The following is a 25,363-nucleotide window of genomic DNA, read 5'->3' on the forward strand; positions in this document are numbered from 1 at the left end:
ATACATGGGTGAACCCGTAGAGACGCGATTTATCGCGTCTCACATCACGTCTCACATCACGTCTCACATCACGTCTCACATCACGTCTCAAACCACGTCTCAGACCGTGTCATGCCGCCACAGGCCATGGGTTTTATGCCGACAAATTCCCATGTATCCGTGCAAATCCGCCTGATCCGTTCGATCCGCGTTCTTACCACGCGTACCGGGGATTCGGGGGGGCGAATTCGTGTCACGGGCTGTCTGACGCACGCGGATTGAGTACATGGGCGTCTCTCCAACAGTGACGTCACACCGCCTTCGCGCTTTCGCGTACCACCTCCGCCTACCAAAAAATAAAAAAGCCCCCGAAACCGACATTTCGGGGGCCCCACACGGTACACCACAACATGTAACCGAACGAAAAACGGATGTGTCCCGGATTTAGCCGTTTATCAGCCTGACTGATGAAAGCGAACTACCCGCAGCCAAAAAACCAATAGCTAACTGCTAAATACCAACTGCCAAATCTAAAATCTTATTCTTCTTCTTTCTGCTGACGCAGCCTGCGCACCGCATACGCGCCGCCTGCTACGAGCAGAATGCCGAGGCCGCTGCCTATCGGGGTTTGAATCGGGGCGCCGGGAGGGGCTGGCGGGCCGCCGGGGCCGTTGCCGTTATCCTGGGTTTCCCAAATGTCGCCACGAGGCTGTGACTGCGCCTGCACATCGGCAGGGATGCTCAGCAACAGGGCGAATACTACCATAGAAACGAGGGATGCTATGAATTTTTTCATAAGTCAAAAAGTGTGTCAGTTTTAAAATAATCGGGGTATCGAAAAGAAAATTTGTTTGTAGGTGCGGCTGCATTACAGCCGGGGCTGTGACCGCTGACCGCGAACGTTTGCGTTCAAACAGCACCGCTGTGCCATCTGTCGTCCGCGGTCGGCGGTCCACCGTCTGAAGTACAATTACTTGATCAGCGTCATCTTGCGGGTGAGGACCTGATTGCCGGCCTGCAGGCGGTACAGGTACACACCGCTGGAAAGCGATGAAGCGTCGAAGCTCACGTTGTGCACGCCGGCCTGAACGGTACCGTTCACGAGGGTTGCGACCCGCTGACCCTGCACGTTGAACACCTCGAGGCGGACTTCCTCAGAAGCCGGCAGCTCAAAGCGTATCAGGGTTGTGGGGTTGAACGGGTTCGGGTAGTTCTGGCTCAGGCTCACCTCACGCGGCAGCTCACCTGAAATCGGCGCTGAGGTTGGCACTTCGGGATCGATGGTGAGGATAAAGCGCTCGCCTGCGAACATGGGGTTCATAACCGGAGTGCCTTCATGCTGGAAATCCTTGAAGGTCTCTACTTTCGCCATCAGGCCCATAGGCGCTTCCATAATGAAGCTGTAGGATGTAGCATCGCGCAGGTCAATCACGGTACCGGTGTAGGTATCGGTCAGTGTGATGGACCAGTCTGCCGGGATGTTCTCAAACGCCGGCCAGGTAAAGCTTGCTTCGCCGGTAAAGGCATTGCCCTCCACATAGGCACCAGCCGCAATTGGGAAGCTGATGGCTTCGGTGAGGTCGATTGGAAGGGAGTTAATCATGGTCGGCGTTTCATCCTTCAGGCTGTAAGTGAAGGCGAATGTTGTGGTCAGACCAGAAAGAAAGTACGCATCGGTATTAGCGAAGGAAGTTGAGAATCCTTCACCGAAGCGGAATGCCGTGGTGGATTGCAAGTTATCAGCAGTTAACCGCAGGCTGAATACGGGAATTGGGGTTGTGTTGAAGAGGTCGGCGTTATCAGTATTGATTGTTCTGTTAGCTGGTGTAGCAGATAGATTCGCATCGTTGTTTTCGGCCTTAACCCAAAAAGCCTGAAACGGAGCGATGTGCGGTGCTAAATCATTACCAATCACAGTTCCTTCAATAGCGCCACCTGTTGCTAAATACCGCTGTGATGATGGCTCTAACACATAGGCAAATCCATTAAAATCAGTTGCATCTGACCTTGTCAAATTATCCCAATCTAAAGCTGCTCCAAATGGGTTTGCTAATAAATTCCACCCATTTCCACCTTCGGAGTTAAAAGTAACCGGAAATGGAAATATGCCGGAACTAAAAGTATTTTCCTGACCGGAAACAGTAAGAGTAAATGGGAAAGTCAAAGCGGTTTCTGGATCATCACGGTCTTTCCTTTCAAAAACATAGAACAGGTAGCCTACGCCGGGCTGAAAGTCTGCGGTACCCGGAACTTTGTAATCTCCTGCTACCTCATTATAGAGACGAAGATTTGCATTCTCGTCATTCGCATTAGGATCATCCGAGCCGGTAAAGTCACCTTGTGTCCAGAAGGGATCAAAAACCCCGCCAGAACCGGCAAAATTCACTCCAGCTACAGGCATTGATATTCCAATCCAGCGCGAATGTGTTACAATATCTCGCTCAAAAGCTAATGCTGCGCCCGTATCAACGTAATTAATACCGTTGTCATCCTCCGTTACCTGTGTGGGTGCAACAAGTGCATTACCCGAACCAATAGTCAGTGTGCTATTTTGCAGGCTTAACCGGGTTGCAACTGTCAAATCACTTAGTGCCCGAACATTGTTTTGAATGAAAAGAAACGGAATTGAAATACCACCTGTCTGCTCGTTTTCAATGGTTTGAGGTTGTGTACCATCAAAGAAAACGGCGCGATTATTTGCCGTGAATATGCCTTCGTTTACCCAATTTCCTCTCACGCGCAAATCTCCACCAACTGCAGAAGATAGTGCCAGGGAGCGTTCTTCTAAAATAGTAAGGTTTCCATTAACAGCTCTACCTGTCGTATGGTCACCCATACTTAGGATTGAGTTCACGACAACATGATGTGGATTATTGCTGGGATTTAAGGTTACAGAGGGCCACTCACTGCCACGGCCATAGGTACCTACTGTGTTGTACCTGAGTGTTGAGCCAGCAGCGTAGATTGGCGGATTTGTCTGAACAAAGCCACCTGGATTTATGCTCAGTATTCCGCCTAAGGTAGCTCTTGAAGCTCCTGAACCAAAATTTACGCCGCCCGCAATATCAACATCATTGAAAGTTAATGGGCCGGTAACGGTCCCTGTGCCAGCAAATATCACTTTACCATCATTAGCCGTGAAGGCGCCGTTGTTGGTGAGGGCGCCGCCGCTACGGATGGTTAACTGACGCGATTCTTCGTTTTCAAAAACAAAAGCCTGGCCGGAGTTGATGGTAAGGCTGCGCACCTCTGCATTTACATTCAAGGTCACATCATGTCCTATTACCACATTTTCTAAGGCAAGAGGAGTCACATTATTTGCCCATGTTGCATTTGAATCCCAATTACCAGCCTGTGCCGTTGCTCTCGTACCCCGCTCTACACCTGTCGGATATTCCAAAAAGCTCGTAAAAGTAACCGCTCCGGGGCCAGGATTATTGCCGGGCAATCCGCTGCCATAGCCCTCATTCGAAGTAAATCCATTAGTTCCGTTCAGATAGGTAGCAACAAAATAGATGGGATCACCGGGGTTCAACCCTAAATTGGCATAGGTAAACGAAAAGGTGAAAGAAGCCTGAGTAGTACTGTTGAGTGTTGAATTAACCGATGTAACAAAATCTAGTCCGTTATTTCCAATCGAACCTGTTGCTGGAATTGACCAAAGTCCGCCAAAACCTGCGTTAATGCCTATCGCGTGCGAGGCCTCAAAACCCGGGAAGAAAGTGATTGTTGATCCATCAGCTCCTGCACTTGAGATAGCAAGGCGCAATTCGTCTTCCTGATCATTAACCTGTCCATCAATCACATTGCGACCTGCTGCTCCTGTAAATAAATAGATCACAAGTGCATCACTAAAGTCGCCTGCCCCTTTTGTAAAAGTCACCGTAATGGTTCCGGATGATTCGCTCCATTCCATTGTGCTATTCCCAACGGCACCCCCAAATCCTGTTCTGGTGTTCCCGTTAAAAGTCACCTGCCCGATAACCTCACTCCCCCATCCCCAAACAAAAATCAGGGCAAGGGCAAGGGTCATCACTTTATTAAAAAAGCGTAGCTGAGGACGCTTGCATGTAGCAGGCGGTGTTGTATCTGTACCTGTGCTGTTTATCTGTATATATTCTTTCATAAGTTTAACTCCGGTATTGCGCTGCATTGCTTTTGTGCTTTTGGCCGGCTTTGCAGCGGTTTGCGGTTTCAGTTACAAATTAGGGTTGTGTGTATGTGAAAGCTGTTTTTGTGTGTCTGTGCGGTATCCTGCCTGATTTGCCCTGAACTGCGCCTTGCCTGCGCCTGCATTTGTGTTTTTGCCCGTTTTCGTGCAGGCTGCTTTGCAGAGTGCAGAAGTCAGTGGTCAGTGGTCAGTGGATCAGCGGATCAGGATTTTTCGGGGTATTATAAAGTGTAGCATTTTTCATGGCCTGCACGGGCAGCGGACTGTACGGATCTGCTGCTGCGGCCTGTATCAGCAGAGGGATCGACGCCGAAGCTGCTCTTCCAAAACCGGACTTTTCCCGCCCATCACAGTCAGAACTGCGCTTTTGAGGCTGAATCGGTTTGTTGTTGCAGGGTTCATCGGTAGTCCTCTGTATCGGTAGCCTGTTAGTACAATTGATTCAAGTGCAAGGCTTTTTCTTTTCGTAAGCGCTTACATTAAATCAATTCCCGCTATAATAGCTGTTATTGGCGATATATAAAAGCCCTTTTCGATGAATAATAATGCTTTGAGCGTAAAATTTGATACAGGCTATCGGGAGCAGAATGTCAGGGTTTCAGTATGTCAGTATGTCAGTATGTCAGTATGTCAGGGCTTCAGTATGTTAGGGCTTCAGGCTTTAGGTCTTCAGGATTTCAGCAGGCGGTTACACTTGTTGTTGTCCCATCCGGCGTGGAATATTCTTTTTTATGGGGGGGTACAGCAGTTCCCTTCGTGCCCTTCGCGTTACCCTTCGCGGCCTTCGCGGTAAAAAAACGGAGGCTGAATCATTCAGCGATTTAAACATTCAGGCACTGCACAAACTACAAACCTTTTTAACCTGAAAACCTTTTTGTCGGGGCGACAGGATTTGAACCTGCGACCTCTTCGTCCCGAACGAAGCGCGCTACCGGGCTGCGCTACGCCCCGATGATGTTGGCGTAAATGCCTGAATGTTTGTCCTCATTGACAGCCTTGCTGAAAAGCTTCCCAAATTTAAGAAGGCTGCCGCGGCGGTGCAAGCCGCAACCACTGAGGAATGCGCGCGGCTCAACGTTGCAATGCCGGGTAAGCACTTCGCTCATCCCATCTTCCGCTGCCATCCATCCTGCGTCAGTTTTGCGGCCTTTTCTTTAATTCTGCGCGATTTTGGGTATCTTTGCGGCGAATCTTTCCCGGATGCCGCTGCGCCGGGCCGATTCCCGACTTCTTCCTTTAATATACCCTTCAACTTTCCCCGCATGACCGCGCCTCAGGAGCATCCCAAATACCGCATCAAACGTGAGCAGCTTGTGCAGAAGCTACGCCAAAAGGGGATTGTTTCGGAGCGGGTGCTTACGGCCCTCGGGCGCATTCCCCGGCATCGGTTTGTGGATTCTGCTTTTGAACGGCGCGCCTACGACGACGCCCCCCTGCCTATCGGACACGGACAAACGATTTCCCAGCCCTACACCGTCGCCCGGCAGACCGAGCTGCTTGATCCGCAGCCGGGTCAGCGCATTCTCGAAATCGGGACCGGCTCGGGCTATCAGGCAGCGGTACTGCTCGAAATGGGGGTGAAGCTTTACTCGGTCGAGCGGCTGTGTCCGCTGTACGAGCGGGCACAACGGCTGCTGCGGGCGCTGGGCTACAAGCGGCTTGAGCTCAAATGCGGGGACGGCACACAGGGCTGGCGGGCGTATGCGCCGTTTGACGGCATCATCGTAACGGCAGGCGCGCCGGTCGTGCCCGAAACGCTCACTTCACAGCTCACCGAAGGCGGCAGGCTCATCATCCCCGTAGGCGACGACTCGGGTCAGCAAATGCTGCGCATCACCCGGCAGGGCGATCAGTTTATTGAAGAAGATCACAACACCTATCAGTTTGTCAGGCTTATCGGCAGCCGGGGCTGGCAGGAAAACGACTCCGGCTAAGCCCTGCCGCTAATCAAGAAGCCGAACCAACAGGATCCGGACAAGCTGCTCTGCCCGGTCCGCCCCGAAACCCATCACCCTAAAAAAACACCCATCTGCCGCTGCATCGCGGCTTTTTTAACGGCATGAACCCATCCCCCGAAAAACAAAGCGCGCAGGACCGCGCCAAAGAGAAGCTTTCCAAAGATTACACCCGTCCGCGCGAAGTGCCGCTGCTGTTCGGCAAGGCCTTCATTCTGGGCGCGGCGGATGTCGTGCCCGGCGTGAGCGGCGGCACCATGGCGCTGATTCTCGGTATCTACAAGCGCATGCTCAACGCCATCAAAAGCGTGGATGTCACCGCCATCCGGCAGCTGCTCACCTTTCAGCTCGCCGCCGTTTTTGCGCGCGTGCACTGGCGCTTCGGGATCACGCTGGGACTGGGGATTTTTTCGGCCCTGGTGTTTTTTACGCGCGTCGTGCCGCTGCCGGTGTACATGTACAGCGATCCGGAATTGATTTACGGGCTCTTTTTCGGCCTCATTGCCGGCTCCATCGTGCTGCTGCTGCTGGCGCTGGGGCAGTTCAACTGGAAGATCGGGCTCGCCATCGCGGCGGGCACGCTGATCGGGTTTCAGATCGTGACGCTGGTGCCGACCGATACGCCCGACCATCCGCTGTTTCTGATCCTCACGGGCATGCTGTCCATTTCCGCCCTGGTGCTGCCCGGCATTTCGGGTTCCTTCATCCTGCTCATTCTGCGCAAATATGACACCATTTTGGGCTCCATCGGCATGCTGGGCGGTCCGCAGACGGTTGAGGCCCTGTTCATTCTCGTGCCCTTCGGCATTGGCGTTGTGTTCGGGCTCGGCGCCTTCGCGCGCATACTTTCCTGGCTGCTCGACCGCTACTATGTGGTCACCCTCTGCATCCTGATTGGCTTCATGGCGGGTTCGCTCTATATCATCTGGCCGTTTCAGGAGCGTACTTTTGTGCCGTCGGAGCGACCGCAGCTGGTTTCGGTCGATAGCGGACTCGCGCGCATGGCTGCCGAAAGCGAGCCGACACTGCGGGCGCCGCAGTATCTTGTGCTGGGGGAGGTCGTCAATCCCGACGCCCCGGAAGCGGAACAGGAGGTGGAGGTAATTGTGGTGAAGAATCAGCTGATTGCAAGCGTGCCTTTTGTGCCGCAGCTTGCGCAAGCCGAAACCGACGAGCGGCTCTCGGCCGGGCGCAGCGCCGTTTTCAGGGGCTACAGCATGATGCTGACCGGACTCGCTGCGGTGCTGCTGCTCGGTTTTGTATCGCGAAAAATGGGCGGCGATACCCTCTAATACGGGCTTGCAGCTGTTTAATTTGATTGTTATTTAGTACCTTTAAATTAGATTTGATTTCCACCTTCTTGCCGGGCCGGGCATCATCGGCCCCAACTGTTTGCGGTTCTGTCATTCAACCTTTTATCTGGAAAAACAACTATGCTGAAGCTTAATAAAATTCTGGTCCCGACCGATTTTTCTGACGGTTCAAAAGATGCCTACAAATACGCTCGCGCCCTTGCCAAAAAGTTTGGCGGCACCATTGATTTCCTGCACGTCATTCCGGTGTTCAAGTATCTGAATGAGAGCATCCGTAAACTTGGGCTGCCGCTTGATATGGATAAGGATGTGTACCCGCAAATTCTGACGGACGCACAGAAACGCGCCGACGCCGAACTCGATATCGCCATTCCGGCAGAGATACGGGGCAGTGCGAGTGTTAAAATCGACCGGAAGCCGTCGGAGCGCATTGCAGCATATGCGAAGAAAAAGGGCTATGATATGATTGTGATGGGTGCCATCGGCTCGCACAAAAACAAGCTGCTCAAAGGTTCAACTACGGAAAAAGTCATTCGTCAGTCTGAAGTGCCGGTTCTTGCCGTAAACGGGGATATTCCGCCGCAGGGCATCAACCGCGTGCTGATTCCGACCGATTTCTCCAGCCTTTCGATCTCGGCCCTGGCCTATGCGACAAGTATGGCGACAAGCTTCAGCACTTCGGTTACCATGCTGCACGTAATGGAGCTGTACGGCAGTCCGCTTGAGAACCTGCCCAAGGGCGAAGGCGAGCCGGGCCGCGGCGACACCGAGTCGATGACGACAACCATTCTCTCCAAAATCAGAAAGTACCTGGAGAAAAATCCGCTGGGCGATACCGAATGGTCGCTCGAAGAGAAGGATGGCGGACACTACCTGTGTCCGGTAGGCGACGACAGCCGGCACATCAAATTTAATGTGGTGATTCTACGCGGCATCTCCGCACACTACGAAATCGCCGAGTTCGCCAATGCCGAATCCGACATCATCGTGATGGCAACACACGGCCGCAGCGGACTCTCGCATTTGTTCCTCGGTTCCACAACCGAAAAAGTCATTATGAGTTCCGAAATCCCGGTGCTCACCATGCGCCCAAGCAAACCATAATTAAGGCGCTGCCGTCGTACGCGTGCACCTTGTTTGGGTCGGCCTTGTGCTGACCCAAATGGTCACGTGCTGATCCCGAAAAAGTCCCCCTTCAGTCAAGCACAATATCATCCTGTTGCTCGGGTTCGTCGCGGGCAGCATAGAGCGAGCGGTAGTGCTGATAGATGTACAGAATGTTATTCACGTAGCGCACCGGCTCAATGCCGCGGGCGTAGCCGAACTGCACGACTTCATGGTTGTAATATTCGGCGTACATTTTCTTTTCCAGATACACGGCTACGTCATCCCATACATCCGGATTTGCGCCGAAGGCATCGGCGAGGCGGCGCGCATCCTGTACGTGTCCCTGCCCTACGTTGTAGGAAGCAATCACAAAACGCTGCCGCTGTTCGGGGTCTTCAATGCGGCTTTCCCAGTAGTCTTCGAGCCATTCAATAAACGCGACGCCGGCTTCAATGCTTTCGCGCGGATCCCGCGGGTTTCTTGCGCCGAATGCCCGCGCGGTGTTCGGCATGAGCTGCATGAGACCGACCGCACCGGCCCAGCTTCGTGCATTGGGATTGAATTGTGATTCCTGATAAATGAGAGCCGCCAACAGTTTCCAATCCCAGCCAATGCGCTCGGCGTTGTCCCGGATGAGGTCGTCGAAATCGGAGATTTGTCCGCCTTCCGAAAACATGAACTGAGACGACAGCCGGTTGCGAAAAGCCCGGGTGTTTTCGAAGTACTTGTTGTAAATCACGTAATATTCGGAATCCCGCTGATAGGCGGTCAGCCAGTCGTTCAGGGCTTCGAGGAGCTGAGGGGAGTTGAGACGTACGCCCCATGCGGTTTGCTGCGGCAGGCTGACCGGCGTTTCAATATCCAGAATCGGGAAGTAGGCGCGGTTGAGACGGGCGATATTTTCATCCGCAATGGTGAAATCAATTTCGCGCTCGGCAACCATGCGGATGAGCTGTTCGGTCGTAACCCCCGTATCGGCCACAACTACATTGATATCCGCGCCGATTTCGTCTTCGAGATTGCGAATGCGCTCTTCATAGGCCGAAGCGCGGCGAACAACTACGGTTTCCCCGGCAAGGTCGATCGGGCTTCGCGTGAGGGTGCGCTCAATTTCATGCAGCCGCATCTGCCGCCAACTGTCCGGCTTGCGCTGCACGAGCACCTGCCGGGTGGTGTTCAGGGGCACCGTAAAAGCGATGTCCTGCCGTCGGTCGCGGGTGATGGTGAGGCCGTAGGCGACGAGATCTCCCTCACCGCGGTTCAGCATGTCGAACATATCCCCGAGGTCGCGGGCGACAATCATCTCGATGTCGAGATCGTGCTTTTCTGCAAAAATATTCAGCAGCTCGTACTCATACCCCATGGGCTGCCCGCGATAAATAAAATAGCTTACGGGACTGTAGCTTGTGATGGCCCGCAGCGTGCCGCGCTCAAGAATAGCGTCAAAATCAAGCTCAACCTGCGGCCCGCGCAACTGTTCTGTGTGTTCCGTGCCGCCATTTCCCCCGCAGCCCGCAAGCAACAGACCACCGGATAACAGCGCCAGGGTAAATAAAAAGCTGAAAGTATGCGAACGCATGGGGTCACCTCATTTTTACGGGAATCCGCATTTTAAAACGCCGGGATCTGTTATTGACCCGCGGGTTGTAAAACGCGTAAAATTCGCCTTTTCGATTTAAATCTGTACCAATATAATCATTGGGTTTCACAACTAAAAAACATCGGACTTCGGCTGCGTTCCCCATGCCCGCTCAGCGCCCTGCCCGCGCCCGTTCTCCATGGATTTGCGTATATTCCGGCGCTTCAGCCACAGCCTTCGGCAGGGCTTGCGGGTCCGGTGAAGCGTACCACTGCGCCGTGGCCCGGCTGCCCGCTCCGGACGCGCACGGTCGTTTGAAAAATACAGCACACATCCCCCGAAACCCAAAAAGACGTTTTACGAAACCCGATGATTGTACTTGGCATCGAATCTTCCTGCGATGAAACCGCCGCCGCTGTTTATACCACGGAGGGCGGCCTGCGGTCGAATGTGGTTGCTTCGCAAAAGATTCACACGCGCTTCGGGGGGGTTGTGCCTGAGCTTGCGTCGCGGGCACATCAGCAAACGATTTGGGGCACGGTGTCGCAGGCGCTTGCTGAAGCGGGGCTGCAGGCCGAAGATGTGGATGTGGTAGCCGTAACGCAGGGGCCCGGCCTGATGGGCGCCTTGCTTGTGGGCCTGTGTTTTGCGAAGGGCTTCGTGCTCGCCAACGGGAAGCGGCTCGTGGGCGTAAATCACATGGACGCGCACATGTACGCCAACTTCATTGACAATCCGCCGGTCTATCCGTTTTTGTGCCTCACCGTTTCGGGCGGACACACGCAGCTGACCTACGTGAAGGAGCCCTTCGCGCACACCTTGCTCGGCAAAACCCGCGATGACGCTGCGGGGGAAGCGTTCGACAAAATCGGCAAAATCCTGGGCCTGCCATACCCCGCGGGACCGGTGATGGACAAGCACGCGCAGCGGGGGAATCCCGGATTTCACAAATTCCCGCAGGGCTTGCTCGGGGAGGGCTTTGACTTCAGCTTTTCGGGCCTGAAGACCTCCGTGCTCTACTACCTGCAAAAACAGGGCGATGAGACCGCACAGGCGGCTTTTCTGAAAGATCATCTGCAGGATGTGTGCGCAAGCGTATCGCACGCCATCACCGAAGTGCTTATGAAGAAACTTGAAGCGGCCATGCAGGAAACCGGCTGCCGGACCCTCATGCTTGCCGGCGGAGTGAGCGCCAACACCATGCTGCGCGAAAAAGCCCGGCAGCTCGCCCAACGCAGCGGCGCAACCTTGCTGATTCCCAAAATGGCCTACTGCACCGACAACGCTGCAATGATTGCGGTAACCGGTCACATGCTCGCACAGCGCGGCAATTTCAGCGATTTAAGTATGAAGCCCTTTGCGCGCGTGAACGGTTGAGGGGGCAGGTTGCAGCTGTTATTTTTTTGGGGAAAACTCCGTGGGCATCACTGTTTTTCGTGGCAGATTAGAGATCCCAAATCATAATTTGAACCCCTTGCTTTTTGATTTGACATCTTTTTTCGCGTAAATGAATTCTGTTTCGCGAAAGCACTCTTTTCACAAACACATTGAATGATGAAGCAAGAATCCGAAATTATATTCTACCAATCTCCTGACGGCAACCTAAAAATCCAGCTCCTTTATCATTCAGATACGTTCTGGATGACGCAAAAGAAAATTGCCGCTTTATTTGGTGTGCAGAGACCCGCCATTACCAAGCACCTGAAAAACATATTTGACTCCGGTGAATTAGCCGAAGATTCAGTTAGTTCCATTTTGGAACACACTGCAGAAGACGGGAAAAATTACAAAACCACCTTTTATAATTTAGATGCCATTATTGCGGTTGGGTATCGGGTAAATTCAAATAAGGCCACAAAGTTCAGAATTTGGGCCACATCTGTACTAAAAGAGTTTATGATAAAAGGTTTTGTTTTAGACGATGAGCGTTTAAAGCAAAGCAAACATTTCGGTAAGGACTATTTTGAAGAGCTTCTTGAAAGAATACGTGAAATACGAGCAAGTGAGCGAAGGTTCTACCAAAAGATTACAGATTTATATGCCCTATCGATCGACTACGACAAAACTGATCCGAAAACCAAAGAATTCTTCGCTACTGTACAAAACAAATTACATTGGGCTATAACCGGTAAAACTGCAGCTGAAATAATTTATTCATCTTCAGACGCAACAAAGGTGTATATGGCACTAACGAACTGGAAACATGCGCCAGATGGAAAGATTTTAAAATCAGATGTTTCGATTGCGAAGAACTATCTTAGCGAACAGCATATCAGACAACTCAACCGAATTGTTTCGGCTTACCTTGACTTGGCTGAGAATAGAGCCGAAAGACAAATTCCAACAACTATGCAAGAGTGGACTAAATTTCTTCATCAGTTTTTGGAGTTATCTAACTACCCTATTTTAAAGGATAAAGGAAGAATTAGTGCGATTGAAGCAAAACTAAAGGCAGAACAGGAGTTTGATAAGTTCAGGAAGATTCAGGATAAAAATTTCCTGTCTGATTTCGACAAGGAGGTCAAGCGATTAAAAGGTGATGGGTAACTACCAATACCATTGGATCCGCGTAACTGAAATCCCACTTACTTTTTCCAAGTCATTAGCACTTTATTCCTGCCGCTAAACTTTTATTTTGTAAAGCCGGTCTGCCCCTGCCGGTCAATCATCCCCTACGAATTCACAACTTTGTTTATGTCCGACTCAGCTCCCCGCTTGTTCTTTTCTTTTATAGCTACATCTCTTCTTCTGTTCCTGGTTACTGTGCCGCTTGCACTGGGGCAGGTGCAGCTTCATTCGATCACGGGTTCGCAGAATGACGATATTTCGCTGCAACTCAGCGAACAACAGCTGTCTTATGAAGTGCAGACCAAGGCCGTTTCGGTCCATCCTGAACAATTTTCACCGGCGCAACTGTATGAGTCGGCCCTTGTTGAAACGGCTTTATTTGACGGGAAGACGCTGGTCACCGAAATATCGCGGGTTACCGAACACAGTGGCGGCGCAAACAGCTTTATTTCGGTCAACCCCGACGGGCAACGTATTTACGTGATTGGCGCCTGGCAGGGCGACCGCTACGCGGCAACTATACTGGATTACGAATCCAACCGCTTCTACACCATACGTCCGGGCACGGGCGACAGCCTGCACCGCCTGAGCGAGATTTCGTACGCGCTTGCGGCATTCCCCGCCTGCAGCACCGGCGAAGCCGAGACCACCTACACCGAAGCCTGGATGGCGCATCCGTTCTTCGGACATCATCAGCCAACGGCTCCCGTCATGCCAAACCTGCCCGCACAGCTGATGGAAGACACCCCTGCCGCCGTTGATCTTTTGCTCGTATACACCCCCAATGCAGCCACCTGGGCCCTGGAAAACGAAGGCGGCATCGAGCTCTCGGTCGCGCTCAAAATGGGGCTGAGTCAGCTGTCCCTTGATCTCAGCGATGTGAACATGGAGCTCCGGCTTGTCGGGCTGCGTGAGATTGACTACGATGAAACGACCGCTTCGAGTAGTGTACACCTGCGCCGCATCACGACCTCACCCGAATTTTCTTTTGGGCCGGAGTTTGAAGGCTTTTTGGATGAAGTGCACGACTGGCGGGACGAAACCGGCGCGGACCTTGTCGCCATGCTGGCAGAAGTGAACGATACCGGCGGCATCGCCTGGCTCCTCACCAATCCGAACGGTCGCCCCGAACTGGGCTTTTCCCTGAACCGGATTCAGCAAACGACCCGGACTTTCACGCTTATCCACGAGATTGCACACAACATGGGCAGCGCGCACAGCCGGAATCAGGCCACGCAGCCGGCTCCGCCCAATGGCGCGCTGTACGTGTTTTCGACCGGCTGGCGCTGGGATGGCCTGCACGACGAGAGCTATGCTTCGGTCATGGCCTACAACGAGAATTCGCTGGCAGCGCCCGTTTTTGCCAATCCCGATATTTCGTGGGGCGGGGCACCGAGCGGGGCACTCGAGGGTCCTTTTGCCCCGGCCGACAACGCGCGGTCGCTGCGGCTTGCCAAGCACATCGTAGGCAACTACCGCCCGACAGTGCTTGATGGTCCGGAACTCGGCACCCTGCCCGCGGCCCTCAGCGCCGAAGTGCTGCACGGAGAGGAAGCAACCCTCACGCTCAGCATCCAGAATGCGGGCGAAAGCTGGCTGACCTGGCAGGCGCAAATCGTCTCGGATGAGGCTCAGTACGGCACAGCGCCTTTGCTGGGCGAAACGCAGTTTGGGGAAGACGAAGGATTTAGTCCCGGCACCTACAGCGCCTTCAACGGCTGGTCGCTGTTCAATGATAATACCGGCGCCGGAAGCTTTCAGATTACGGATGAAAATCCCTCAACCGGTTCACAACACCTGCGACTCCCGGATTTTGACGGACTGGAAATCCCGCTGTTATTAGGCAGCCCTGAATTCTTCGATACCGCGGACATTTCTGCCGTAGAATTTAGCTACGATCAGTTCCTGCGCCAAAACACCCGCTACCGTGCGGTGTTCCCCCTGAGCAGCGGACAAATCGAGCTGGAAATCCGGCCTTTCGAAATTGTGGCCTACTTCCGGGATGTACGCGAAGGATTCGGAACTGAGTTTTTCCGCTCCTTCAACTTCAATTTCATCCGGGGAGATTATGAGCGGGTCGAAGTCATCTTTCTGGCTGAGGCGCAGGAAATCCTAATGCGGTACGGCGGCACCGAAGTATTCCGCTACCAAGCCGATATGATTGAGGACGTGCCCAACCGCATGTTCTTCTTTTACGGCGGATACCCTGGCCTGCAAAACCCGATTGATATTGACGCCATCGAAGTTCGCGCCTTTGACGCTGCAACCGAGTGGATTGCCGCCCCCCTCCCCTACGCAGGCAGCGCGGAACCGGGCACGACCGACAGCTTCACTTTTGAACTGCGCAGTACCGGACTCGAACCCGGCGGCTATGAAAAAGACATCCGGCTTCTGACCAACGACCCGGAGCGTACAGAAATCAGCATTCCGGTAAGCCTGAGCGTGATTCCACCCACAAGCCTGCCCGGAGAGCCCGAGCATGAGCTTGCCCAAAACCCGCAGCTTCTGCAAAACTACCCCAACCCCTTCAACCCGACGACAACCATCAGCTTCATCCTGCCCGAAGCCGGTGAGGCGCAGCTTGAGGTCTTCAACCTCGCCGGTCAGCGCGTTGCAACGCTGGTAAACGGCGAACTGCCATCCGGCACGCATCAGGTCCGCTTCGACGCCTCAGCCCTCAGCAGCGGCGTTTACCTCTACCGCCTGCACTCCGCCGGCCTCAGCCAAACCCGAAGCATGGTCTTGGTGAAATAGAATTAAATCGCTGGACACAAAATTTTGCGTCTCTACGACTTTTCGAAATCAAAAATCAAAAAAAGTCATCTCGAACACCGGGACATGGCAACGCTGTCAACATAGCCCCAACACAACCACTATGGATCCATTGCCCATCAAAGCATCATGTGAGAGATCTCCTGCCTCAGACCTGCCCCGATATGGATCAACGCTCCGTAGGCACCCCCCAACGGCGTCATCCCGGGAACGCCCACGCAGGTGCCTGATAAATATCAGCATAGCGCACCGGCGTTATCCGGGATCTACCAGTTTTGATGTGTGTCAATGCCGGTAGCAGGCATCCACGTGCGGGTTTAGCCGTTTTAGAACAAGCATCCCAAACCCGCTATGACATCGTCACAGCCCCGGCTTGGTAGATCCCGAATAATGCTGCACAATACTTCGAGATAGTTATAAAATGGCCGATACGCAGCATTTCCGGGATGACACGCTCGGGGGTTGGGGTGAGAAAAATAATCGCAATTACCGTCTGTCTCTATTCCATTCGCTTGCTTCGCACACCCTTTCCGTTCGGAACCCCCAACCTTGCACAACGAGATCCTTCGACTCCGCTGCGCTTCGCTCAGGATGACAGGCCTCCCTTCGCGACAAACGGCGCGGCTCGCCGCGCCGGGGGTTTTCAAAACGACACTGTCATCCTGAGCGCAGCCGGAGCGCAGCGAAGGCGAAGTCGAAGGATCTGGGGATAGGGATTTGGAGGTTGGCTCGGACGCTCTGTTATTCCGTACTGTGTTTATGTTCCGGAGTCCCGAAGTCACGTCCCCCCTACGGCGTCATCCCGGAAACGCCCACGCAGGTGCCTGATAAATATCAGCATAGCGCACCGGCGTTATCCGGGGTCTACCAGTTTTGATGTGTGTCAATGCCGGTAGCAGGCATCCACGTGCGGGTTTAGCCGTTTTAGAACAAACATCCCAAACCCGCTATCACACCGCGACAGCGACAGCTTGGTAGATCCCGGATAATGCTGCACATAACTTCTCGATGGTAAAAAAATGCCGATACGCAGCATTTCCGGGATGACGCCGTTGGGGGTTGGGGTGAGAAAAATAATCGCAATTACCGTCTGTCTTTATTCCATTCGCTTGCTTCGCACACCCTTTCCGTTCGGAACCCCCAACCCTGCACAACGAGATCCTTCGACTACGCTGCGCTTCGCTCAGGATGACAGGCCTCCCTTCGCGACAAACGGCGCGGCTCGCCGCGCCGGGGGTTTTCAAAACGACACTGTCATCCTGAGCGGAGCCGGAGCGCAGCGAAGGCGAAGTCGAAGGATCTGGGGATAGGGATTTGGAGGTTGGCTCGGACGCTCTGTTATTCCGTACTGTGTTTATGTACCGGAATCCCGAAGTCACGTCCCCCCTACGGCGTCATCCCGGAAACGCCCACGCAGGTGCCTGATAAATATCAGCATAGCGCACCGGCGTTATCCGGGATCTACCAGTTTTGATGTGTGTCAATGCCGGTAGCAGGAATCCACGTGCGGGTTTAGCCGTTTTAGAACAAGCATCCCAAACCCGCTATGACATCGTCACAGCCCCGGCTTGGTAGATCCCGAATAATGCTGCACAATACTTCGAGATAGTTATAAAATGGCCGATACGCAGCATTTCCGGGATGACACGCTCGGGGGTTGGGGTGAGAAAAATAATCGCAATTACCGTCTGTCTTTATTCCATTCGCTTGCTTCGCACACCCTTTCCGTTCGGAACCCCCAACCCTGCACAACGAGATCCTTCGACTACGCTGCGCTTCGCTCAGGATGACAGGCCTCCCTTCGCGACAAACGGCGCGGCTCGCCGCGCCGGGGGTTTTCAAAACGACACTGTCATCCTGAGCGGAGCCGGAGCGCAGCGAAGGCGAAGTCGAAGGATCTGGGGATAGGGATTTGGAGGTTGGCTCGGACGCTCTGTTATTCCGTACTGTGTTTATGTTCCGGAGTCCCGAAGTCACGTCCCCCCTACGGCGTCATCCCGGAAACGCCCACGCAGGTGCTTGATAAATAATACCATAGCCCACCGGCGTTATCCGGGATCTACCAGTTTGGGTGTGTGTCAATGCCGGTAGCAGGCATCCACGTGCGGGTTTAGCCGTTTTAGAACAAACATCCCAAACCCGCTATCACACCGCGACAGCGACAGCTTGGTAGATCCCGGATAATGCTGCACATAACTTCTCGATGGTAAAAAAATGCCGATACGCAGCATTTCCGGGATGACGCCGTTGGGGGTTGGGGTGAGAAAAATAATCGCAATTACCGTCTGTCTTTATTCCATTCGCTTGCTTCGCACACCCTTTCCGTTCGGAACCCCCAACCCTGCACAACGAGATCCTTCGACTACGCTGCGCTTCGCTCAGGATGACAGGCCTCCCTTCGCGACAAACGGCGCGGCTCGCCGCGCCGGGGGTTTTCAAAACGACACTGTCATCCTGAGCGGAGCCGGAGCGCAGCGAAGGCGAAGTCGAAGGATCTGGTAATGGGGATTGGGAGGCTGCCCCCCCATTCCATCAACACCTAAACCGAGAACACATTCAGCAGGAAGAGCCTGATGAAGCGGTCGTTCCAGTGCCAGGTGTGGCGGGCGTCGGGGTGCAGGGGGATTCGGTTGAAGCCTGCGGTAATGCCGTGCTCGCGCAGCAGGGCGGTGAAGTATTTGCAGCGGTCGTGATTGCCTTCCTGCCCGTCGCCGGCGGCACTGCGAATCCAGAACATGGTTTCCTGTATTTCTTCGAGGGTTACGGGGTCAGCGTAACGAATCAGCTCGGCAGGGTTCCAGGGGGCGAGATTTTCCGGGGAGCGTTTTTCGGCCGGACAGAGGGCGGCGTCGGGTACAGCTGATTTCAGCCAGATTTCGTCAGGGGCATTGGTTCGGATATCTGTTTGACCGTCGAACATGAACAGGCCGTCATAAATGCCCGCGTGATCAAGATAACCGGGGAAGGCCGTTGCAAGCAGCGCAGCCGTATAGCCGCCCAGGGAAAAACCCGCGGCCATCCGGATACCGCTGCCCAGCTTTTTCTGATAACGGGCTTCCAGGTAGGGAATGAGGTCAAGCGTAAGAAAATCCCAAACCTGCCCGGTGCCGAGACCGTCCCGCATGTCCTGCGGCGGCACCAGGGTGTTAATCCCCATGCTGTGCTTTTTGCCGTCAAGGGAGGTCAGTCCGGGAATCACCGCCATCACCGGCGGAATTTCGCCGGACACAATCAGGGCATCGAGGTCTTCAATGGTCGTTGTTTCGCGGCTGTCGTCTTCATTGATGTAAACAAACTCCCGCTCATGTCCGCGGAACAGGTACAGCAGGTGCATGTCCGACACGTTCCGCATATTGGGCGGCTCATACACAAATACCGTGCGGGAAACCCCGAGCGCGCGCGACCGAAACGGCAGCACCCGCAGGGCACCGCTGAGGGTGCCTTTGTGGCGTGCCAGAATGTTTCGGTGCAGCGGAGTGATCATGCTTCAGCACGTTTCAACAGGATTTAGCGGACGCCCGCAAGAGACTCTACCAGTTCGGGACGGTTGTTTTTCACCGCCCGCTTCAGAAAACCGGGGATGATATGCTTGTGCGTTCGCTCGATGTAGCCGGGATCTTTAAGGCCGGCAATGATGGAATCATACTTGGCCTGTCCGAACTCATCAATGATTTTCGTTTTTTGCTCTTTGGTCGAAAAGTGATAGAGCATCCCTTCAGGATCCGCTTCGGGATGAAACTGCAGCGCGATCATTTCTTTCAGCAGACGGATGGCCATCACCGCGCGCTCCAGCTTCACATGCGGACGCTCTTTTTCAAGGCACAGAATTTGGGCTCCCATCTCATCCATCAGATCCTTGCGGGGTTGCAGTACCTGCCAGTCCCGGAAATCAGCAGCATGAAACGGATTCGGCAGGTCTTTGAACATGGGGTCAACCGCCCCTACTTCGGTCTGATGAACAGGATATACGCCAAATGACTGTTTCTTCCGAGGCTTCACTTCCGCAAAATTGAAATGACGCGCAACCATCTGATACGAATGGCAGATGAACATAGCATACTTCGGGGGCGTCAGCTTGGCCGAATTATAGTGCCAAAGATCATCCAGAAAGTTGAAATAGTTGATCTCCCAGGTTTTGCCTTCACTGTCGAAAGGACTCCCCGGGCCACCGGTAGAAATATAAATATCGAAAGAAAGGTCCGGAATTTCGCCCTTGGCTCTCGCGTCAAATACAGTGAACTCAATGGGTACGCCGTAATAAGCGCCGGAAGATTCGGTAATCAGGTTCTTGATACAGCGCATACCCTGATTGGGCACGCCGTTGTATAAATCAATAATGGCTGCACGCAGCGGCTTGGTTGAAATCATAAAAGTAAAGCAAGTTATTCAAAGCAAAGCCGGTTACAGCGGAGGGCTGCAACCGGCTTGTTAAACGGTATCAGTAAGGTACTACAAATATCGGGCAATAAACAGCGGGATACTGCCGCCGCCCGCCGTCACATTCGCAAGGTTACTCGGCGATGTGCGGGTGAGACAGCCGCTCATCATCGGACCATTCAGGTACGGATCAAAATCAATCACCGTATTGACCGATTCCCAGTTGCCTTCAATGGGTAACAGGAACGGCTGCCGGCCGATTTCAATCACTTCCTGCACCACATAATCAAGCTGCAGCGCGTGACTAATAGCGGTTTCCCAGGTATCCTGCGATTCCTGAAAACCCAGCACAACGCCATGACCGCCGTAGTCGTCGTTTGGCTTCATGATGAAGGAATCCTTATTCCGGCGAATCAGCTCCAGCAGATCCTGATTGGCCCCGCGGTAGCGCACCTTCGAAGGTTTCAGCTTGCGGGTCCAGGGGATGTGATCGCGTATCGCCTTCAGCTCGGACTGATCCAGCACATGGTTGTAGTCCGGATCGGTGAGCAGGGCAAAAATCATTTTCTTGTGCACCAGTTTCGAGCGGAAGGAGTTCAGGTAGCAGGTTTTCTGCGCCTTGTAGCCTTCCAGGTATGCCTGACAGTCGTACTGAATTTCGAAGAATTCATTCATCAGCAGGCGCCGGTACAGAATGTCGATTTTTTTGCCGTTGGCATAAATCCAGCCGTCGCGGCACTCCAGCTCGCGCGGGTCGCAGATTTCGGCTTCGTAGCCCAGACGCTCCAGATATTCCTTGATGAGCACAAACTCCGGATACGTCGGAACATCGAGATGATCCACGATCGCGAAGCTTGGCTTTTCCTTTAGCCCGCCAAACTCTTCGTGATAAATGCGGATCAGCCCCTGAAAGGTGTGCTCCAGCGGCGACACAAAGCGGACCGGGTAGCGCTCAATAAATTTCTGAAAGATGGGCAGCTTCTGATAAATATCCGCCATCTCTTTCATATAGGCGATACCTGCCGGAACTTCCGCGTTCAGCTCTACGAACTTGAAGGAGTTATCCGTCAGAAAAGAATCCAGCCGCGCTGTAGCCGACATCCGGATCACGTTGGTCGGGATGGCGCACAACTCGATCTCGTACGGTGTCAGGCCCAGATGATCGAGCGTTTTGCGGCTGTTGAAAAACGTCGCAGCAATCTTCAGAATCGCCTGACGAATCACATAGACCGTATCGTGAATGTACTGAAAGGTTCTCTCGCCCATCACCATAGGCCGCAGCGACTGCGTAAGCGGACGATCCCCAAACATCACATTTTGTGTGCGCTGCATTTCCAAAAGCATTTCATGCTGTTCGGTAGCCGCGCTCAGATCGGAAGCAATCAGGTGATTATAGTAATCAACTGCGGGTTTACTTGGACTTAGCATCAGGCTCCAGCACTCCGTTGGCGGTAAACTGCGGGGTCTTGCGTTTTTCGAGTGCTTTCTCGACGGCAAATTCGGTCATGTGCTTCACAATCCAGTTGAAATTCTCCACACCCACAGAGTAGTAATCCGCATCCGGGGCCGGGTTCATGAAATCAATCGCATATGGAATGCCGTCGCGGATGGCGAACTCCACCGTATTCATGTCGTAGCCAAGCGCCTTGCAAAGCGCAAGCACATCGCGCTCTATCTTCTTCATCAGCTTCTCGGGCACGGGCTCGTGCGACACATCATAATAGCGGCGGTGCGGCTCGGCGTCCGGGTTGTAGCGCATAATCTGCGTATAGCGGCGGCCAATGCCATAGCACCGGAAATAATCTTCAAACTCAATGCCTTCCTGCAGCATCATACAATCCTGACCCGACTCATTGTAGGCCTTAAAAAAGTCGTGCGGGTTGTTGCACTTGGTCACCCCGCGCCAGCCGCCCCCGTCAAAGGGCTTCAGGAAGGACGGAAAACCGATGTACTCAAAAACACCGTCCCACTCAATCGGGAACTTAAGGTTGCGGAAAGAAGTCGATTCTGTATTTGGCGGGTGCTGATTGTGCGGCAGAATCACCGTTTTCGGCACGGCAACGCCGGCCTGTTGCGCAATGATGTTATCGATAAACTTATCGTCAGCGCTCCACCAGAAAGGATTGTTGATGATATAGGTGCCTTTCAGCGACGCCCACTTCAGGTACGAGCGGTAAAACGGCACTTCATGCGAAATACGGTCGATGATGACATCATAGCCGGGGTCGGCATCCATGTTAACGGCTTCGAGCTGAATAAACTCCGCCTTCACCTGCGAGCCAAATTCCTTATTGATGTTATGTACCAGCGCGTCGGGGAAAGTGGTTTCCATCCCGCGAATAATTCCGATTTTTTTCATAATCTGTTGTAGTTTGTAGTTGATAAAAAAGGCAATCGTTGTCGTTGTGTGTCCGTCGAAGGGATAAAATCAGTAGCCTGAAGCTGTCACAACAGGTGCTTGACGATCATTCCGCGCCATGCCGGCCAGTCGTGAATAATGCCGGGGCTCCAGACATCCAGTTCGTACCAGATACCTTTCTGATACAGAATATGACAAAAGTGTTTGGTTGCATCAAGGCAAATATCATGATCGCCCACCACAAACCGCAAATCGTTACGACGGATTTGCTCCAGATGGTCATGGTTGTGCATGTTAGGCATGTAGGCCACCGGATTATTGAAGTAGATGTTATCACCTTCATGCCCGTCAGCAAATGCGGAAATATCATACTTACCGCTCATCGCAATCAGCTTGCGGAAAGTCCACGGGTTCTTCAGCGCAAAATTCGCGGCATGATACGCCCCAAAACTTGCCCCGGTCGTAATGATATAGCGGTTCGGATTCTTGTTGTTGATCAGCGGCACAACTTCATCCAGGATATAGCGCTCATATTGCTCATAGCGGGCAAAACGCACATGCGGGTGCACATTGCGGTTATAAAAGCTCTCGGCATCGACCGAATCGAGGCAGAAAAACTGATTCTGACCGCTCTCAATTTTGCCGCGCACGGCTTCAATCATCTTAAAATCTTCCCACTCATAAAAGCGGCCATTGCTTGAAGGAAAAACAAGTACAGGAGTTCCGCTGTGTCCGAAAACCAGCATGTCCATCTCACGGCCCAGACTCGGACTCCACCATTTAACAAATTCTCTGTGCATCAGAAGTAGGTTGAAATATCAGTTTAGCTGTGGTTAATTTACAGTTGTAAACCAGCTAAAATACGCTATTTCAAACTGATATAGAACAATCCCCCAAATATTTATTGCCTTCTGAAAGCCAGGCCGGGCCATGTGGTACAGCGCTTTTTTTCGGGGGATGTGTGCTGTGTCCGCAACCGTCTGCCCGCGCCATCCGCAATCCGGAAGCGGCAACAGCGGGCCGTTCACCCGTCAGGCGCACCGGCTTGGAAATTGGAGCGTTCCGGGTAGCGGGGTTTCGGGTTTCCGGTTTCGCGCTTTTGGTAATTGCGCGTTTGGGAGGTCGTAGCAAATTTGCGCGGGTCTTCGCTATTTCGGGCTTCGCCCGGGGTCACTGCGCGCCTTGCGGCGCTCGCGTACATTGAAGGGGGTGGCGTTTTATGCTACAAAGGTGTCGCTCCTACCGGAGCTGGCGGCTTAATTGCATTTTCGGCCTTTATTTGGATTGGGGGACAGAGGATTTCCGTTAGGCAAATACGCAATCTTTGGTATCCTTCTTTGAATCCGGGTTTTGTTAAAGCAATGTTGCCCCCGCCCGGACTCTGCAGGGCGGAGAAGTTTTCAGAAATCGCGGGTTTCGGTGCGCCAGAGGTAGAGGCCGGCAAAGAGGAAGCCCCAGAGGACGGAGAAGGTTGCTTTGAGGGTGTCGGGACTCACGACGGAGGCGCCGCCGGCCATGGCGCGAAAGGGGCTTGGAATCAGGCCGTTCAGGCTGTTGACCGGCAAGTAGGCGGTTAAGCCGCTCGGATCTATCCAGCGGATGATTCCTTCAATGAAGAGGCTCCAGAACAGCACGATCAGAAATGAGCCGGCCGTATTACCCACGAAGCTGTTTATGAACAGGGCCATCATCATAAAAACAAAAAAGTACAGCACATAGGTCAGCATAAAGGGCGCAACCGCACTCAGGTCAGCCGTGCTGATGGCGATTTCCCGGCTCCATGCAAGTCCGTAGGTTGCAAGCGTGAGCAGTAAAATGGCCGCAAGGCTGAACAGGCCCGCAAGGCTGACATCCGAGCCGACAAGCTGCCGGCGGCTGAGTCCGTCGAGCAGGTACTGCCGACGGATTCCGAAACGGAAGTCGCGGTTTACGAAGCTGACCATCAGCAGAACAAACAAATGCACGCCGTAGCTGCCGGCGAACAGCAGGTAGTGCCAGAGTCCGGCGCCGTCGAGCGCAAAAAAGGCGCCCATATCAAGTTGCTCTTCGTTAATGGTAATCTGAGCAGAAAAGAAGACGCGGAAGATGAGCGGCACGAGGGCGGTGTACAGGGCGAGCACCAGCCAGAAGAGCGGGTACAGGCGCAGCTTGAGCAGCTGTACGACAATCAGGGCTTTCACGGGCGGTTCTCCAATGCTTTGAGAAATGAGGTTTCGAGCCGGTCATGCACGTGCTGCAGGTGCGCAAGATAGATCTCATGTCCGCTCAGAAAGCGGTTCAGGGCCGCGGGATCGGCGCCGGGCTTCAGGCGAACCTGTACCCGGCCCGGCAGCAGCCCTGTGGCCGCTTCCGGCTTCGCCCCAAACGAATCGAGCAGGGGGAACAGGGCCGGCAGCTGTTCCGGCGCAACGCCCAGCTCAACTAACATGCCGGCGGCTTCTCCGCTTCCGCCAGCCGAATCCGCGCGCATTTCGCGGACATCAAGCAGCCGCCCCTGCTTGAGGATGGCGGCATGGGTGCAGACTTTTTCAACTTCATCCAGCAGATGACTTGCCAAAATAATCGTGCGGCCTTCCGCGGCAAGCTGCAGGATGAGGTGCCGGATTTCGATGATCCCCTGCGGATCGAGTCCGTTGGTGGGTTCATCGAGGATGAGCACGCGCGGGTCGGAAAGCAGCAGGGCCGCAATACCGAAGCGCTGTTTCATGCCGAGAGAAAACGCCTGCAGCGGACGGTCGGCGGCCTGCGACAGGCCTACTTTTTCGAGCAGGCGCGGAATTTCGCTGCGGCGGTGCGCTTCACCGAGCCCCCGCAGGCGCGCGATATGGCTGAGCTGTTCCGCGGCGCGAAGCTTGGGCAAAAAGTTTGGTTTTTCAATGATGGCCGCAACGTCCGGAGATGGCGTGTTTTCGGGAACCGATTGCCAGATGAAGCTGCCGGACGTGCGGTGCGCGAGTCCGGTAATGAGGGATAGCAGGGTCGTTTTCCCGCTGCCGTTGGGCCCAAGCAGGCCGAAGACGGCACCCTGCGGTATGGCCATAGATACCCCGTCAAGGGCACGGATACCGCCATAGTTTTTGGTCAGACCGGAAAGTCTGAGAACTGATTCCATAGGGATGTTATGTGAAATTAAGCTGTGGATCAAAGGTACGAATTAATCTGCCGGATAGATAAATGCGGGAG

The 25,363-nt window shown here is 53.7% G+C and carries 17 protein-coding genes and 1 tRNA gene; 6 read left to right on the top strand and 12 right to left on the bottom strand.

Annotated features, from left to right (window positions below; all coding sequences use genetic code 11):
- Nucleotides 1–517 precede the first annotated feature (517 nt).
- From CYPRO_RS15380 to CYPRO_RS15390, 3 genes are all read right to left on the bottom strand, one after another.
- Nucleotides 518–775, bottom strand: coding sequence for a PID-CTERM protein-sorting domain-containing protein (locus CYPRO_RS15380; RefSeq protein ID WP_114985461.1), 258 nt, complete (start codon nucleotides 773–775; stop codon nucleotides 518–520).
- A 174-nt stretch (nucleotides 776–949) separates the two neighbouring features.
- On the bottom strand, nucleotides 950–4,105 hold the full coding sequence (locus tag CYPRO_RS16805; protein WP_240644780.1) for a T9SS type A sorting domain-containing protein: 3,156 nt from the start codon (nucleotides 4,103–4,105) through the stop codon (nucleotides 950–952).
- Nucleotides 4,106–5,027: 922 nt separating this feature from the next.
- A tRNA-Pro gene (locus CYPRO_RS15390) sits at nucleotides 5,028–5,101 on the bottom strand.
- Between the two features lie 311 nt (nucleotides 5,102–5,412).
- Between CYPRO_RS15390 and CYPRO_RS15395 the strand changes: the two genes are divergently transcribed.
- From CYPRO_RS15395 to CYPRO_RS15405, 3 genes are all read left to right on the top strand, one after another.
- Complete coding sequence (locus CYPRO_RS15395) at nucleotides 5,413–6,084, top strand: protein-L-isoaspartate(D-aspartate) O-methyltransferase (protein ID WP_114985833.1); 672 nt, start codon at nucleotides 5,413–5,415, stop codon at nucleotides 6,082–6,084.
- Nucleotides 6,085–6,209: 125 nt separating this feature from the next.
- Nucleotides 6,210–7,397 carry a DUF368 domain-containing protein gene (locus tag CYPRO_RS15400; protein WP_114985462.1) on the top strand — a complete coding sequence of 396 codons (1,188 nt, stop codon included), beginning with the start codon at nucleotides 6,210–6,212 and terminating at the stop codon, nucleotides 7,395–7,397.
- Between the two features lie 141 nt (nucleotides 7,398–7,538).
- Complete coding sequence (locus CYPRO_RS15405) at nucleotides 7,539–8,522, top strand: universal stress protein (protein WP_114985463.1); 984 nt, start codon at nucleotides 7,539–7,541, stop codon at nucleotides 8,520–8,522.
- A 91-nt stretch (nucleotides 8,523–8,613) separates the two neighbouring features.
- On the opposite strand, the gene CYPRO_RS15410 is transcribed toward CYPRO_RS15405, so the two are convergent.
- Entirely contained in the window at nucleotides 8,614–10,104 is a 1,491-nt protein-coding gene (locus CYPRO_RS15410) for an MltF family protein (protein ID WP_114985464.1), read from the bottom strand.
- A gap of 369 nt (nucleotides 10,105–10,473) precedes the next feature.
- Here CYPRO_RS15410 and tsaD point away from each other — a divergent pair, with 369 nt between their 5' ends.
- The 3 genes from tsaD (at nucleotide 10,474) to CYPRO_RS16810 (ending at nucleotide 15,426) form a co-directional block, all read left to right on the top strand.
- Nucleotides 10,474–11,481: a tRNA (adenosine(37)-N6)-threonylcarbamoyltransferase complex transferase subunit TsaD gene (tsaD, locus tag CYPRO_RS15420; RefSeq protein WP_114985466.1), complete on the top strand. Its 1,008-nt coding sequence runs from the start codon at nucleotides 10,474–10,476 to the stop codon at nucleotides 11,479–11,481.
- Between the two features lie 177 nt (nucleotides 11,482–11,658).
- Complete coding sequence (locus CYPRO_RS15425) at nucleotides 11,659–12,651, top strand: virulence RhuM family protein (RefSeq protein ID WP_114985834.1); 993 nt, start codon at nucleotides 11,659–11,661, stop codon at nucleotides 12,649–12,651.
- A gap of 147 nt (nucleotides 12,652–12,798) precedes the next feature.
- Nucleotides 12,799–15,426 carry a zinc-dependent metalloprotease gene (locus CYPRO_RS16810; protein WP_114985467.1) on the top strand — a complete coding sequence of 876 codons (2,628 nt, stop codon included), beginning with the start codon at nucleotides 12,799–12,801 and terminating at the stop codon, nucleotides 15,424–15,426.
- A gap of 2,557 nt (nucleotides 15,427–17,983) precedes the next feature.
- Here the strand turns inward: CYPRO_RS16810 and CYPRO_RS15435 are convergent.
- The 8 genes from CYPRO_RS15435 to CYPRO_RS15465 all read right to left on the bottom strand — a co-directional run bounded on the left by CYPRO_RS15435 (nucleotide 17,984) and on the right by CYPRO_RS15465 (nucleotide 25,292).
- The gene (locus tag CYPRO_RS15435) at nucleotides 17,984–18,928 is read right to left on the bottom strand and encodes an alpha/beta hydrolase-fold protein (protein ID WP_114985468.1); all 945 of its coding nucleotides are present in this window, start codon (nucleotides 18,926–18,928) and stop codon (nucleotides 17,984–17,986) included.
- Between the two features lie 23 nt (nucleotides 18,929–18,951).
- Nucleotides 18,952–19,812, bottom strand: coding sequence for a GMP synthase (locus CYPRO_RS15440; protein ID WP_114985469.1), 861 nt, complete (start codon nucleotides 19,810–19,812; stop codon nucleotides 18,952–18,954).
- An 81-nt stretch (nucleotides 19,813–19,893) separates the two neighbouring features.
- Nucleotides 19,894–21,249, bottom strand: a complete 1,356-nt coding sequence (locus CYPRO_RS15445) for a hypothetical protein (protein WP_114985470.1) — start codon at nucleotides 21,247–21,249, stop codon at nucleotides 19,894–19,896.
- Nucleotides 21,233–22,180 carry an ATP-grasp domain-containing protein gene (locus CYPRO_RS15450; protein WP_205730336.1) on the bottom strand — a complete coding sequence of 316 codons (948 nt, stop codon included), beginning with the start codon at nucleotides 22,178–22,180 and terminating at the stop codon, nucleotides 21,233–21,235. The genes CYPRO_RS15445 and CYPRO_RS15450 overlap by 17 nt, the downstream gene beginning before the upstream one ends.
- An 86-nt stretch (nucleotides 22,181–22,266) precedes the next feature.
- The gene (locus tag CYPRO_RS15455; protein WP_114985471.1) at nucleotides 22,267–22,980 is read right to left on the bottom strand and encodes an esterase family protein; all 714 of its coding nucleotides are present in this window, start codon (nucleotides 22,978–22,980) and stop codon (nucleotides 22,267–22,269) included.
- Between the two features lie 224 nt (nucleotides 22,981–23,204).
- On the bottom strand, nucleotides 23,205–23,381 hold the full coding sequence (locus tag CYPRO_RS16660; protein ID WP_164682858.1) for a hypothetical protein: 177 nt from the start codon (nucleotides 23,379–23,381) through the stop codon (nucleotides 23,205–23,207).
- A 199-nt stretch (nucleotides 23,382–23,580) separates the two neighbouring features.
- Nucleotides 23,581–24,360 carry a hypothetical protein gene (locus CYPRO_RS15460; protein WP_114985472.1) on the bottom strand — a complete coding sequence of 260 codons (780 nt, stop codon included), beginning with the start codon at nucleotides 24,358–24,360 and terminating at the stop codon, nucleotides 23,581–23,583.
- Nucleotides 24,357–25,292 carry an ABC transporter ATP-binding protein gene (locus CYPRO_RS15465; RefSeq protein ID WP_114985473.1) on the bottom strand — a complete coding sequence of 312 codons (936 nt, stop codon included), beginning with the start codon at nucleotides 25,290–25,292 and terminating at the stop codon, nucleotides 24,357–24,359. Before CYPRO_RS15465 ends, CYPRO_RS15460 begins: the two co-directional genes overlap by 4 nt.
- Nucleotides 25,293–25,363 lie beyond the last annotated feature (71 nt).

It is taken from the genome of Cyclonatronum proteinivorum, from assembly GCF_003353065.1.
GTDB classification, from domain to species: domain Bacteria; phylum Bacteroidota; class Rhodothermia; order Balneolales; family Cyclonatronaceae; genus Cyclonatronum; species Cyclonatronum proteinivorum.

Bases quoted from the DNA above. Each gene is read 5' to 3' on its own strand.
- CYPRO_RS15380 (WP_114985461.1), bottom strand. From the start codon at position 775: ATGAAAAAATTCATAGCATCCCTCGTTTCTATGGTAGTATTCGCCCTG.
- CYPRO_RS15435 (WP_114985468.1), bottom strand. From the start codon at position 18,928: ATGATCACTCCGCTGCACCGAAACATTCTGGCACGCCACAAAGGCACC.
- CYPRO_RS15450 (WP_205730336.1), bottom strand. From the start codon at position 22,180: ATGAAAAAAATCGGAATTATTCGCGGGATGGAAACCACTTTCCCCGAC.
- CYPRO_RS15400 (WP_114985462.1), top strand. From the start codon at position 6,210: ATGAACCCATCCCCCGAAAAACAAAGCGCGCAGGACCGCGCCAAAGAG.
- CYPRO_RS15445 (WP_114985470.1), bottom strand. From the start codon at position 21,249: ATGCTAAGTCCAAGTAAACCCGCAGTTGATTACTATAATCACCTGATT.
- CYPRO_RS15465 (WP_114985473.1), bottom strand. From the start codon at position 25,292: ATGGAATCAGTTCTCAGACTTTCCGGTCTGACCAAAAACTATGGCGGT.
- tsaD (WP_114985466.1), top strand. From the start codon at position 10,474: ATGATTGTACTTGGCATCGAATCTTCCTGCGATGAAACCGCCGCCGCT.
- CYPRO_RS16805 (WP_240644780.1), bottom strand. From the start codon at position 4,105: ATGAAAGAATATATACAGATAAACAGCACAGGTACAGATACAACACCG.
- CYPRO_RS15455 (WP_114985471.1), bottom strand. From the start codon at position 22,980: ATGCACAGAGAATTTGTTAAATGGTGGAGTCCGAGTCTGGGCCGTGAG.
- CYPRO_RS16660 (WP_164682858.1), bottom strand. From the start codon at position 23,381: ATGTACGCGAGCGCCGCAAGGCGCGCAGTGACCCCGGGCGAAGCCCGA.
- CYPRO_RS15440 (WP_114985469.1), bottom strand. From the start codon at position 19,812: ATGATTTCAACCAAGCCGCTGCGTGCAGCCATTATTGATTTATACAAC.
- CYPRO_RS15395 (WP_114985833.1), top strand. From the start codon at position 5,413: ATGACCGCGCCTCAGGAGCATCCCAAATACCGCATCAAACGTGAGCAG.
- CYPRO_RS15405 (WP_114985463.1), top strand. From the start codon at position 7,539: ATGCTGAAGCTTAATAAAATTCTGGTCCCGACCGATTTTTCTGACGGT.
- CYPRO_RS15425 (WP_114985834.1), top strand. From the start codon at position 11,659: ATGAAGCAAGAATCCGAAATTATATTCTACCAATCTCCTGACGGCAAC.
- CYPRO_RS16810 (WP_114985467.1), top strand. From the start codon at position 12,799: ATGTCCGACTCAGCTCCCCGCTTGTTCTTTTCTTTTATAGCTACATCT.
- CYPRO_RS15410 (WP_114985464.1), bottom strand. From the start codon at position 10,104: ATGCGTTCGCATACTTTCAGCTTTTTATTTACCCTGGCGCTGTTATCC.